Genomic DNA, 11798 nt, shown 5'->3' on the forward strand with positions numbered 1-11798 from the left:
CGGGCAGGATGAGCCAGGTCCAGGCCCCCACTGAGTTGCAGCAGGTGAAGAATAGTTGCTGGGTCATCAGCCCCCATGCCCTGATGTAAAAGGCAAACGCTGAAGTCGCTACGGAGCTGAGGGTGAGCAGGAGCCAGCTGTACTCAAAGCCAGTCACCTTCAGGCTCAGCACCATAGCTCCAGTGATGCCAAGGCAGCAGCCAGTGATTTCTAGGCCACGGACAAGCCAGGGAGTACGTGCAATGGGGTTAGACATCAAAGAGCCCTCTCGTTTGATCACATCGTCTCTCGGCGCAACGAATATGGGGCCTGAGTTAGGCCCCTGCTGTGGGTTTGGCTTTATTTCGCCCGCTTGAGCTGGTCTTTCAGCTGTGTCGGCACGTTTCGGATCGTGAGGGTGTTCCGATCCTCATCGAACTCGATGGCGCTACCCAGCAGGTGAGAGTCGAAGCTGATCGACAGGCCTTCGGCACGGCCGGTAAAGCGGCGGAAGTGGTTCAGGGTCTTTTTGTCCGCTGGGAATTCCGGCGCCATGCCGTAGTCCTTGTTGCGGATGTGGTCGTAGAAGGCTTTCGGTCGGTCCTCGTCAATCAGGCCTGAGAGCTCTTCCAGGGTGATTGGTTGGCCGATCTTAGCTTGGCTTGTCGCATAGTCGACCAGGGTATCGGTCTTCTCCCGTGCGGCATCCTCCGGCAAGTCCTCGCTCTCCACAAAGTCGCTGAAGGCTTTCAGCAGCGTGCGGGTCTCGCTAGGAGCATCGACACCCTCCTGGCAGCCGATGAAGTCTCGGAAGTAGTCGGTCACCTTGCGACCGCCCTTGCCCTTGATGAACGAGATGTACTGCTTGGATTTGGCGTTGTTCTGCCATTCCGACAAGTTGATCCGGGCGGCCAGGTGAAGCTGGCTCAGATCCAGATGCAGGGCCGGCGCCACGTTCAGTGCTTCAGTAACTGCGATGCCCTGGTTGTGATGCAGAAGCGCGATGGCCAGGTAGTCGGTCATGCCCTGTACGTAGTGAGCAATCAGAACATGGCCACCGGTGGCCATGTTGGACTCTTCCATCAGTCGCTGCAGGTGTTCTGCCGCACTGCGGCTGAAAGTGGAGAAATCAGAACCACCGTCCAAGTAGTCCTTTAGCCAGCCACTCAGCGGATAGGCGCCGGAGCTTTCATGGAACAGGCCCCAGGCTTTCCCCTGCTTGGCGTTGTAGGCCTCGTTGAGGTCAGCCAGCAGGTTCTCGACCGGTTCTGAGAGTGGAAGTGGGGCAGCTGCTGCAGTGAGGACTGAAGGGCTGCCGTCCGGCAGCTTGTGGATGTGGTGAATCTCGATTTGGCGGATTGGCATAGCTGGCCTCTTTAGGTAGACCCAGCAATCGTCACACGAGCTTGGGAAGGTGCAAGCCGAGTTCAGGTAGAGATTTGGTCTTAAGGCCGGAGGGAGATTAAGCCACGCTGCGAACCAGATCCCTGTCGATCTCGTAGACGGAGAAGAGGGGGCGGGAGTCTAGGCCGCGGTCGTTTGCGATTGAGAGTTTTCTCTTCCCGCAAGCGAAGGAAGGGCCAACGCAGTCAAGAAGATCGCTCGGCAATGATGCAATGACATCGTCGCTGCAGAAGTTACTTTCCTTCAGTCGATCTTCGCACCAGATGACCAGTGCCTTTGACGGAAACTGCGACTCAGCGATGAGGCAGGCGACATCGTTCGCATCTAGTCCGGTTCTGCCTGCGAAGGGAAGGAAAGCCATTACGTTGGGCTCTATTTCAGCCCACCAGCCAGAGAGATCCCGGCCATGCACTTCAAAGATGTGCAGCTGAGGGAAGGGGTTGTCTTTGGTGTAGTGCCATGGGGCGAGTTTGATGGTTGCACCCTGGTCGATGATGTCGTTCATGCAGCGACCATGGACCAGGGTTACATGCTTTTCCTTGCCGGGTCTCCCATTGAAAAGGAGGCTGACGCAAAAGCAGTTGTGCTCAAGGCTCACGCGCTCCCTGTCCCTTTGAAATATGGGGGGAGCTTCAGTTGATCGCATTGAGGTCGCGATCGAGTTTAGGGAGGGGACTCGGTTTGACTGCATTCGTTTTCCAGCAAAGTTTGGATTAGACGGCCATGGCCTATCGGGGCCTTTTGGAGTCCTGGCTGACTACTTTAAAGCCAAATTGTACGTTTTCGGCGCGCTGTATATGGCTTTTTCTAGCATGGCAATGTGACACGTTCGTCTATCACCATGCAGCCAGTTACGCCCAGATACTGGGCCAGGCCCTGTGAGGCCTACCTCAAAAATAGGTGGAGCTACTTCAAAGCTAGGTCTCTCTACCTCATGTATAGGCGACATTTACCTCAAAGGCATGAAGCATCATTGTCGCTACATCAACTGCTCTCGATAATAGAAAAATCATGTGGATTTTCCGTGAAAGTGGCCCTTTGATGCCTTGACGAAAGCTGGCGCTGATGCATCTGTCGCCTCAAAAAGGGACTTCTGCCTACCTTTGAGGTAGTGAAACCTGGTCAGAAGGGCTGGAACCTATTTTTGAGGTAGATCTGGGATGCCTCTGGAAGGTTGAGACCTATTTATGAGGTAGAGATTTACTCATTATTGCCAGCGCCCATGATTTTTGGGGTGTATTGCCAGTCTGCAGTGCGGCGACCCTGTAATTAGTTGGATATTGCCAATCGGCAGTGTGCTTGATGGCCTGCAGGGTGCGCCAGTACAGGGGGTTGCAGATTTCAGGAGGTGGTTAGGATGAAAGTCATCAGAGGGCAAAGCCCCGACACCACCACAAGGAAAAACGACGATGACCATCCAAGCAGCTGAACTCACCCTGACAACTGAAGCGATCCCTTCCGACGATTTTTCTGAGGACCTGTTCTTCGGCGGAATCAAGAAGTTCATGGGCAAAACGCCTTCTGCCGACCTCTGGAAGATTGAAGCCAAGGATTTGGAGACGCTGCAGATCCTTCCAGGGCTTAATGTCCGAATCGACGATGAAGGCCTGAAAGCCCACATTCGTCAGCTTGCGGATTCGATGAAGGTTGGCGGCTACAAGATGTCGAAGCCGATCGAGGTTGCCATCCTGGATCGCAATGGAGAGCTGGGCGCATACATCACGGACGGCCATTGCCGTATAGCTGCCGTTAAGCTGGCCATCTCCGAAGGCGCAGAAATCAAGCAAATTTCCTGCGTGACCCTTCCATCGAAGGGCATGGACATCAAGGATCTGACAGTAGGACTGATCCGCAGCAACTCCGGCAAAGACCTGACCCCTTATGAGAAGGCAATCGCCTGTAAGCGCCTGTTCAACTATGGGATGTCAGAGGCTGAGATTGCCGAGAAAACCGGGATTACACCCGAGTACGTGGGCCTCCTGCTGGAGGCAATTAGCGCCCCCCTCAGCATCGTGGCGATGATCCAGGCTGGCGAAGTTGCCTTGAACACTGCAGTCGAGACGATGCGCAAATATGGTCCGAAAGCGGTCGAAATGCTCAAGGCCGGCCTCGTGGCATCGAAGGCTGCTGGCAAGAAGAGTGTGACTGCCTCCTTCCTGCCGGGCGCCAGCCTGGCCAAACACGTCAAGCGCCAGGCAGAGCCCCTCTACGATGCAGCTAAGGCTGTGAGCAGCGACCCTGCATTCTCCCAGCTCGGCGCTGAAACCCAGGCGTTGATCAAGGACCTGCTGAAGACTATTGCCGACAAAGAGGCGGCATCCCAGAAGAAGGCGGCTTCTCAAGTGCAGGCCGAGACCGAGGGTCAGGACCCTGCGGCAGAGTAAATAGACAATCGGGGCTTTCCCCGTCCAGGAACACCAGTGGTGGTGTGCTTCAGATCTTAGCCCCGTTCTACGGGGCATTTTTTTGCCCGCTCCATGGGTTTCCTTGTCTCAGAATATTCGTTCAATTCTCATCTATTTCGTTCTCTCACCTGAGCTAAAGCCTGTCTCATCTATTTCGTACTGCGCGTGGAATCGAAGCAGGTGGGAGAGCGGAGCGGGTAGGTCTGGCCCCTTCCGGGTGCCCGAATTGCCGCCCCACCCTGGCCCGAAGATGCGAAATTGTCATGGCTGATCTGGCTGCAACTGGGGTGTGACGTGCGAAAACGAAAGCAAAAGGCGCAAGGGCCGGAGGCATCGAGCCTTGGTCGTGCTATCGATACGGCCAATGTCGATGCGAAGGCTTCCGTCGATCGCTTGAAGAGTCAGCTGGTCACCTACCGCTGGTGGATTGCGCTGTTCCTGGTAGTGGCGACCGCTTGGCTTGGGCTGCGTGCCCCGAAACCCGCGGTAATGACAGAAGGTGAGGCCGCTATCTGTCGAGGCGATCTAGCCTGCTGGGTCGGGCGTTATGGGGCAAAGGGAGAGGCTGGCTGCCGTCACGTGGTTGAGGCTGCGGCTAAGAACGGGGCTGTCTGGGATGATGAGGGCTTTGGGAAAGTCCTCACCAGGTGGCATGACCAGGGGAAAGGCAGCCTACAGCTGATTGGCGATGCAGTCAGGTTCGAGGATGACAATGGGGACCTCACGAGAATGTCCTTTTCCTGCGTCTTCGATCCTTCGTCCAGTCGGGTGAGGCTTACCCACCTTGATCGGTCAGAATGAATAAAGCCGGCTCATGCCGGCTTTTTTCCTGCTCGCTATACCCCTCGTTCGGCCTGCCAGATGCTGGCCCAGTCCTCTATGCCTGAGGCCAGTGCCTGCTCACTGTGGATCCAGAACCGTGCGTCCGGGGCGACTGTGACGATGAATTGCGGTCGACTCTCGCCAGTCTTTGCCAGGGCCATGGCCAGGTTGGCTGCAGTGTCGGACTCTGCCGGTGCAATGTAGAAGTCGAAAACGCCAATCACTTCAACCTCGAAGTCACCGGTTTCACCTCGCTGGATATCGAGGGTAATCGCCTCATCCCGTTGGGTCATTGCCGTGCTCAGCAGGTCGTTGAGGGCCGCTGTGCTGAAGCCGGTGAGCTTTGTGCCCAGCTGCAGGTTCATCGACATTCGCCGTACGAAAGGATTTTCGCTAGCCAGCCATGGCTGGGGGTCGAAGTAGAATCCATCGCTCATGTGCAGATAGTTCCGGTCTGTATCGAGGAGGTTGAAATTCACGTGGTGTCCTTGCGGAGCTAGCCCCGCCCAAAATCTTTGATCGTGTGGTCGATTCAGAACATCGCCAGTTGTTCGCCGGCGGCAGAACGCGCTTTAAGGCAGGTGGCCAGCTGTTCTCGCAGGAATGGGATCATCGTCTTGCCGAAGGCTATGTGGCTGCCAAGGATCAGCAGTGGCGAGCGGACAGCCATCACCGGATCACAATTGCCGTTGTAGGCAATCTCCAGGTCGGTAAGGGCAGACAGGCCTTCGGTCATGATCTTGGAGTACCGGGCAAAGTCCTTTCGGTACCGCTCTTCCTCGCCTTCAAGGCGGACCTTGAGCGCTTTGATGCGCTGATCCAGATCGGAGGGAAACTCCGTGATGTAGCGCTCTGGCTCGCAGGTAAGGCTCGCTTCGATGTCATTGGCCGGCTGAAACTCGCTAGCCATGTAGGCGGAAAGCGCCTTGGCGTCATGAGAGGCACGGACTTGGTCAGCAAGGTTTTTCATTCGGTCGGTCATGGTCTCAGTCCCGATTCACTGACTTCATCTTGACCTGGTCTGGAGAGATGCAAGAGCCTTGAACACCACTGCTCCTGGGCATTAGACTTGTTCAAACCATGTGCTCACGCACTTTGAATCTCTCAACAGGCATGCCGCCTGTTGATTGATGGCAACCTCGGTTGCTCTCTTAGCTGCTCAGCAGCACTTCTTAAACCCTTCGGGACTTCAAACGTCCCGGTCGGGGCGTGCGATTTCCCTCCATTCTGGAGTCGCACAATGTCTACCTCACAACCTTTCACCACTACCGTGCTTCAACTCGGGCCGTCCCGCTTTGACATGGGTGGTCGATCCCTGCCGAAGTTCCTCAGTGAAACCGATCAGAGCATTAGCCCTGGTTTGGCGAAGCGTCTAATTGCTTACGCAAGCAGCGCTATGGAGGACGCTGGGTTTCTGTCTGCGGTGGCCGGTTGGTCTATCAATGTCTACACGATGGATGCAGATGAACGGCCAGCCGATCGCTCTTACTGCGTCCGCTGGACTAACGCTCAAGGGGGCGCCTTGGAGGTTATAGGCATCCTCACCAGCAAAGGCTGGCCATCGCTCAACCATGGCATTGTCGTTGGTGATTAACTTCAACCTTCCTACTCCCGGAGCACCTCTATGAGCTTCAGAAACTCCTGCCGTATAGGCTCATTCGCTACTGCGCCGTTCGTCATTGCTTCAACAAGTCGTGGCGAAAAAGCTGTGTCCTCGGAGGAGGTGTCAGAGCTGAATGCTTTGTACAAGTCTTCTGGATACACCCATCGGATCGAGGCCTGGAAGCAAGCCCCCAAGCGGGGTGAGGTCCAGATTGCGATTTGGATGGTTGAGCCAAACGAAGACCTGATACGTCGGCAGCTTTTCATGGCCGGCTGTACAGATTTCACACGCGCAACGTCCACACTGCTGTAAAAGAGGATTTCCTCGTAAAACCACCCTCGCGGGCCCCTATCCCGCTGGGGCTAGGGGGCCGTCTAAAACACGGAGATACCCCTATGAAACTCGAAAAGAACACCGTCCTAACTGGCGAACTGACTGGCCCTGAGGGTATGCAGCCCGCTCCATTCAAGGCTGAGATATCGCCATGTAGCTGGATGTATCCAGGCTACGGCCTTCAGTTCCGTGTTGAGCTTGAAAGTGGTGATTGGACGATGGTTACCAATAAAGCGATCCTCTTTGATGATGCTGAAGAGAGCCACGCGATGGCCTTGATTCAGGAGCTCAAGGTTTGTCCATGTAAAAAGTGTTCTCAACCTGCTTTCGATCCGTCGACCTGCTTGTCGAACCGGGGCGGAGTCTGTGAGCGCTGTTTCCTCAAGCAGCTTCGAGCTGAGTGTGAAGCTGAGCAAGCAAAGGAGGAGCAAAAGCTGAAGCGAAAGGATGCTCGACTGAAAAAGCAGGGCTTCACTCACCGCATTGATGCATGGATCCATCCCGCCAGCGGTGGTGATGACTACCAGGTGTCAATCTGGATGGTTAACCCGACCGAAAAGGACATCCATAAGGAACTACGCAAGCTCGAATCTTGCGAAGTAAACGATTTCAAGAAGATCGAGCTTTAACCTAACCCACCCTCTTGGGGCACGCTGCCCCTTTGGGGTGGTGTGCTCCAGCAAGCCTGGAGTTCCACATGAATGCCAAACAGAACGCCCTGCCTCGTGCAGGTGATGCAGTAATCCTCACCGGCGACTACGCCGGCGCGGTGCCGGGTGACATCGGCGTTATCGGCGGCAGTTTTCGCGGTGGTAACAACGATCTGACGTTTAACTACCGGGCGTTTCGCACTGATATGTATGTCAGTTGCGGTGGCGGCCCTGGCCTCTTCAATGTCCCTGATCTCCATCCCACCGGGTTGACCACTAAGGTCAATTTTTGGCGTTGGAAAAATGGGATGGCTGGCGCTGGTAATGGCGAGGAGTTCGTCCTGGAAGTCCCTTTGTGGGAGTACAAGGGGGAAGGTCCAGCGCTTTACTGGAAGTCGGAGGAGGTGACCGTTGAGCGTCTTCTGGCTGACAAGAAGCAGGCGCTCAGTACCGAACGTGAGTTCTGGTTCCCTGAAGAATACGCATGGGGTGATGTGTACCGCGGCGGATTTTGTGTAACTCGCTGCGGCAACCGCCCTAGCGATGACTACATGGGGCGGATTCTCAAAAACGCCTACCTGAAGCGCAAGCTTTTAACAGTGCTGTGCCATATCGCCCCCCAGGGCGTTGGTTACATGTTCACCGTCCAGCTCAATGGCGGCGCTTTCACTGCCTTCCGGACCAGGTTGGAACTGGATGCGTGGATGAAGGCCTACGCTCTTGAGGTGGTCGCTGAAGAAAATCATCTGGGCCTCGATACCCTGGTAGTTGTTCCCAATGCCAAGGTTGAGTCCTGGCAACCCCTTCGTCATGAGGCGATCGCGGTTGATTGACCCTAGAATGGCACCCTCACCGGGTGCCATTTTTTTTGGCCCCATGACCCCATCGAGGGCTTCGCAATGTGCAGTCATTACGAGGGTCCAACTGCCGACCGTATTCATCACGCGTTCGGTATACGGCCGGACGGTCCGGTCCAAACTGACCTCTGGCCAGGCCATCGGGGCTACTACCTCACGTCAGGTGGCGACTCTGGTGGACTGTCTGTCTCCACTGGCACATTCGGCCTGCTGCCGCACTGGGCGAAGGATGTAAAGCTGGCGAGGCGCACCTACAACTGCAGAAGCGAAACTGCAGCCGAGAAACCCTCTTTCCGGGCCGCATGGCGGCAGGCCAGGCACTGCATCATCCCTGCAGAGGCGATCTATGAGCCTGACTGGCGATCGGGCAAGTCCACCCCGACCAGGATTACTCGCCGTGATGGCGGCCTCATCCTGATTGCCGGCTTATGGGAGTCATGGTCGGACGCGGAAGGACTTCAGGTGAACTCGTACACGATGCTGACGATAAATGCCGACCAGCACGATCTGATGAGGCACTACCACCGGCCTGAGGATGAGAAACGGATGGTTGTCATGCTCGCTTCTGGCGCTATCCAGGATTGGCTGACGGTGCCCGCAGGTGAGAGCGCCGCCTTTCTGCGCCAATACCCCGCTGAGCGCCTGCAGGCTGAGGCCACCGGCTAGCTACGCTGACTGCTTCAGCGATCCGTGAGCGCCAGAATGATGTTTGCCACATGAGCCGCGGCTGGGCCAAAGCGGAAGCTCTCAGTGAGGTAGTGGGTTTCTGCCCTGGCAAGCCAGTTCGCTCGCAACCCCGGTCTCGATGTAGATTGCGCCCCAGTGGGGGTCCATCACTCTTGTTAGGTGTGGTAACTCCACATGCTGTGAGAGCTCATGCCAGTCGCTGTAAAAGTGCCCCTGGGCATCGGGCTTTCGGCTACCCATAAGCCACACGCCACCTCGTTGCTTGTCTTCGCTCAGCACCCACGACGACACCCACGGGTCGCGCTCACGGTTATGAGCGCAGCCAGCGCATTTCGAGCCCTCGCATGGGGCAAAGGTGGTAATGCAGCCGAACGCGGCCATTCCCCGACCAAGATCGAGGGCGGCCTGACGGGTGGTCGGCCTGAGCTTGCAGCGGTCGGTCGGGTCGACAGTATTGATCGAGAGGCGATTCCGGCCCTGTCCATCAGGCCCTTTGGGGTCCCTGGCTGGTTGAAATGCAATGAGGTTGGGCTTCGCGCTGTTCATCAAGAGTTCCCCGGTTTCAGAACAGGGAAACATGGGTTCCTCGAACTGCAACCCTTGCGCCACCAGTTGGGCTGTCCCCCTAAAGGGGCCTAATAGGGGGTGTTCTGCGCTGTGCGGTGGGTAATCTGGATCTATCACAAATCCAGGGATCCTCTGATGAACAGCATGCTGAAATCGCCTAACGCGGCTAGCGCTGGCCTCACAGGCAACAATTCGGGGCTAAAGCTCTCGGTGGTTGAGGATGTGCTCTTCGAATCGACTCTTCGCTCACCTGCAATGGGGGTCGTTGAGTTCGGTCCTAACATGCCGGCTTTGCATCGCTTGCGGGTGAAGGATCGACTCTTTGCCGCCTGTAATTCGCACGCTGATCACGTGGCTTGGCTCGAAGTGATCGAAGTACTCCCGGCGGGTTACCGCGCAATCGTGCTTAAAGGGGAAGGTGGCTGGCCTGAGGTTGAGCTCGACCTGTCAGGTGTAGGTCTGTTCGATGGCAGTCCATTCATTGTGGAGGCCATAGACGATGGTCTTCGGTTCCTCCCGACTGAGCGTTCGAGTGCGGTGTCGAGCTACATGGTCTTCCGTGAGCTTGGCATTACCACCAGCCTCGACTTCTTCCATGCCAATGGGCGCCCCGGTACCAACCAGGTGCATTTCAATGCCGGCGAGCAGGCCATCCTGAGCCTGACCTTGGGTCAATACTTTGTGGCCGGAGGCAAGTTCTGGATCGTCCGCGAGGAGGTTGGATCTGGATACGTTGCGCACCGGCTGTGCGATGACATGGTTGCCCATTTCAGTCCGAGCGGGCATTGCGTGGACCTCGCAGCCCAGGTCGAGTGCGTCGTCTTGGGGGAAAGTGACTTCGATCTGCCTGGTTGGGACTATGAACACTGGAGCCTCCTCGCCAGTGGCTTACCTCGCTATGACCTGTTTGACATCCAGCCTGGTGCCCTCAAGCGGGCACAGGTAGGGCAGAGGGTCATGCTCCACGCAGCGGGCCAGGCCCCGATCACCTCGTGGGAGGTGCTGCATGTGTCGGCCACTGAGCTGCTGATAAATAATGGCGATGCTCTTGGCACCCTCAGTATTCGTACCGGCGCGGGGGGTGGAGCCGCTGCTGGAGCCAGCTTCATGGCTGTAGCTTTGGCCACTCCGTGGTCTCGAAGCGACCTGGTCGCTATGGCGCAGAAGTTACTTTCCCGCCTCTAGCCGGAGGCATGGATCGTGAGCAGCTATCAACGGATTTCCTCGGCGGCTGGTGCCAGTCGCTGGAAAAAAGCTTGTATCCAAGCACTTAACAACCCTTGGGGGCTTCTAGTCCCCTTTGGGGCTGGGGCTCCCGTCGACAAACTGGAGAACCCTATGTCTACACAAACACGTCATGGCCTTATTGATCATGAGGGCGATATCGAGCGCTTGAAGACTCATAATGCTGAGCAGCTGGCCTCGCTAGAGTCCGAGTTCAAAAATGCCTCGACAGAGTTCCTTGAGCGTATTGCCGCAACCCACATGGAAGCAGCTGACACTCAACGCCTGAAAAGCCTTCTTGAACTGAATGACTACCCGGGATTTCAGCTCAAGCTGCGCAATAGCACCATGCCTGAGCGGAGTGGCTCCGTCATTCGTTGTGCCTATTGGGCGCTCAACGATGCCATGAGTTTCTTCGCCGATGCCTTGGGTACTACCTGGCGGTATATGGACCTGGCCGACCGGATTCGTTACCTCGGGTTTGCCGAGGATGGGCTGAAGGGCTACCGTTTCTTGATGTCCAATCTGGACACGGAACCTTCAGAGATACTCGTTTCTTTGGTTTGATCCCCTAACCCGCCGTAAGGCGGGTTTTTTTATCTGCTTAGGGTGTGTTTGTCTGCGATGGCATGGTCTCTTGCTGGCGCCGATTCAGCTCGGCCTGCAGGCGGTAGAGCTCTACGCGCATGATGTCTCTGCGCTCACCGCTTCTTGCCTGGTCTCTCTGTCGGCCGGCAGCGCCCCGCCCGCCAAGTCGTGCGGGGTTGAAGCGGGAGATGCTCTTTGATATCGAGTCCTCAAGCGCGGCTTGAATCTTGGCAATGCGTTTCTCGATCGCCTGCTGTTGGGCGTTTGCAAGGTTCTCATCGGCTAGAACCGTCAAAACGGACACGGCATGCATAGAGCTTTCACCGCAGTAGGCATGTTCATGTGAAAGCCCTCGCGCCCTCAGCTCAGCAAGCAGGGCATTGGTGTCCTTTGTGGTCACAACGAAGCGCTTCTTGATGAGTGGCGCGGCGATTTCCCGTGCGATGCTGGTTGGTGGTCTGGGGTAGCTGAGTTTCATGGCAATGCTCCTGGTGCGAGCATCCATCTTCAGGGCTTTACCGGTTATGCAAGGGCTCCCAGGCTTGTGCCGCTAGCCCGGCAGAGCTTGAGTTTGACGCGGCATTTGTAGATGATGCGATTTCTTGCCTGCCTCGATGTCGAGGCTGGAAAGCTAGCTGCAGACGCAGCACCTACTGGCCGTCCGGCCGCAACCCACGGG

The 11798-nt window shown here is 56.5% G+C and carries 12 protein-coding genes; 7 read left to right on the forward strand and 5 right to left on the reverse strand.

The genetic code is table 11. The features are described from left to right. Positions 1-339: 339 nt before the first annotated feature. Positions 340-1344 (reverse strand): nucleoid-associated protein YejK, encoded by a 1005-nt coding sequence (yejK, locus tag P7A97_RS08630; protein WP_277689526.1) that lies wholly within the window; start codon positions 1342-1344, stop codon positions 340-342. A 97-nt stretch (positions 1345-1441) separates the two neighbouring features. After that, on the reverse strand, positions 1442-1888 hold the full coding sequence (locus P7A97_RS08635; RefSeq protein WP_277689527.1) for a hypothetical protein: 447 nt from the start codon (positions 1886-1888) through the stop codon (positions 1442-1444). Positions 1889-2792: 904 nt separating this feature from the next. On the opposite strand from P7A97_RS08635, the gene P7A97_RS08640 reads away from it, so the two are divergent. After that, a complete protein-coding gene (locus P7A97_RS08640; protein ID WP_277689528.1) occupies positions 2793-3767 on the forward strand; it encodes a hypothetical protein in 975 nt (324 codons plus the stop codon). An 857-nt stretch (positions 3768-4624) separates the two neighbouring features. Here the strand turns inward: P7A97_RS08640 and P7A97_RS08645 are convergent. Both P7A97_RS08645 and P7A97_RS08650 read right to left on the reverse strand, forming a co-directional pair. Continuing rightward, the gene (locus P7A97_RS08645; RefSeq protein ID WP_277689529.1) at positions 4625-5089 is read right to left on the reverse strand and encodes a hypothetical protein; all 465 of its coding nucleotides are present in this window, start codon (positions 5087-5089) and stop codon (positions 4625-4627) included. Between the two features lie 53 nt (positions 5090-5142). Beyond that, entirely contained in the window at positions 5143-5592 is a 450-nt protein-coding gene (locus tag P7A97_RS08650) for a hypothetical protein (protein WP_277689530.1), read from the reverse strand. 258 nt (positions 5593-5850) lie between these two features. On the opposite strand from P7A97_RS08650, the gene P7A97_RS08655 reads away from it, so the two are divergent. The 6 genes from P7A97_RS08655 to P7A97_RS08680 all read left to right on the forward strand — a co-directional run bounded on the left by P7A97_RS08655 (position 5851) and on the right by P7A97_RS08680 (position 11098). After that, entirely contained in the window at positions 5851-6204 is a 354-nt protein-coding gene (locus tag P7A97_RS08655) for a hypothetical protein (RefSeq protein WP_277689531.1), read from the forward strand. 404 nt (positions 6205-6608) lie between these two features. Next, entirely contained in the window at positions 6609-7175 is a 567-nt protein-coding gene (locus P7A97_RS08660; protein ID WP_277689532.1) for a hypothetical protein, read from the forward strand. Between the two features lie 68 nt (positions 7176-7243). Next, on the forward strand, positions 7244-8029 hold the full coding sequence (locus P7A97_RS08665; protein ID WP_277689533.1) for a hypothetical protein: 786 nt from the start codon (positions 7244-7246) through the stop codon (positions 8027-8029). Between the two features lie 66 nt (positions 8030-8095). Continuing rightward, positions 8096-8719 (forward strand): SOS response-associated peptidase, encoded by a 624-nt coding sequence (locus P7A97_RS08670; protein WP_277689534.1) that lies wholly within the window; start codon positions 8096-8098, stop codon positions 8717-8719. 723 nt (positions 8720-9442) lie between these two features. Beyond that, a complete protein-coding gene (locus P7A97_RS08675; protein WP_277689535.1) occupies positions 9443-10492 on the forward strand; it encodes a hypothetical protein in 1050 nt (349 codons plus the stop codon). Between the two features lie 15 nt (positions 10493-10507). Further along, the gene (locus tag P7A97_RS08680) at positions 10508-11098 is read left to right on the forward strand and encodes a hypothetical protein (RefSeq protein WP_277689536.1); all 591 of its coding nucleotides are present in this window, start codon (positions 10508-10510) and stop codon (positions 11096-11098) included. 37 nt (positions 11099-11135) lie between these two features. Here P7A97_RS08680 and P7A97_RS08685 read toward each other — a convergent pair whose 3' ends face one another. Further along, on the reverse strand, positions 11136-11597 hold the full coding sequence (locus P7A97_RS08685; RefSeq protein WP_277689537.1) for a hypothetical protein: 462 nt from the start codon (positions 11595-11597) through the stop codon (positions 11136-11138). Positions 11598-11798: the final 201 nt, after the last annotated feature.

The organism is Pseudomonas sp. GOM6 (assembly GCF_029537485.1).
GTDB lineage: Bacteria > Pseudomonadota > Gammaproteobacteria > Pseudomonadales > Pseudomonadaceae > Aquipseudomonas.

What these genes read in the sequence shown, in the direction of transcription:
- yejK (WP_277689526.1), bottom strand. Translation starts at nt 1,344, where the DNA reads ATGCCAATCCGCCAAATCGAGATTCACCACATCCACAAGCTGCCGGAC.
- P7A97_RS08635 (WP_277689527.1), bottom strand. Translation starts at nt 1,888, where the DNA reads ATGAACGACATCATCGACCAGGGTGCAACCATCAAACTCGCCCCATGG.
- P7A97_RS08640 (WP_277689528.1), top strand. Translation starts at nt 2,793, where the DNA reads ATGACCATCCAAGCAGCTGAACTCACCCTGACAACTGAAGCGATCCCT.
- P7A97_RS08650 (WP_277689530.1), bottom strand. Translation starts at nt 5,592, where the DNA reads ATGACCGACCGAATGAAAAACCTTGCTGACCAAGTCCGTGCCTCTCAT.
- P7A97_RS08655 (WP_277689531.1), top strand. Translation starts at nt 5,851, where the DNA reads ATGTCTACCTCACAACCTTTCACCACTACCGTGCTTCAACTCGGGCCG.
- P7A97_RS08660 (WP_277689532.1), top strand. Translation starts at nt 6,609, where the DNA reads ATGAAACTCGAAAAGAACACCGTCCTAACTGGCGAACTGACTGGCCCT.
- P7A97_RS08665 (WP_277689533.1), top strand. Translation starts at nt 7,244, where the DNA reads ATGAATGCCAAACAGAACGCCCTGCCTCGTGCAGGTGATGCAGTAATC.
- P7A97_RS08670 (WP_277689534.1), top strand. Translation starts at nt 8,096, where the DNA reads ATGTGCAGTCATTACGAGGGTCCAACTGCCGACCGTATTCATCACGCG.
- P7A97_RS08675 (WP_277689535.1), top strand. Translation starts at nt 9,443, where the DNA reads ATGAACAGCATGCTGAAATCGCCTAACGCGGCTAGCGCTGGCCTCACA.
- P7A97_RS08685 (WP_277689537.1), bottom strand. Translation starts at nt 11,597, where the DNA reads ATGAAACTCAGCTACCCCAGACCACCAACCAGCATCGCACGGGAAATC.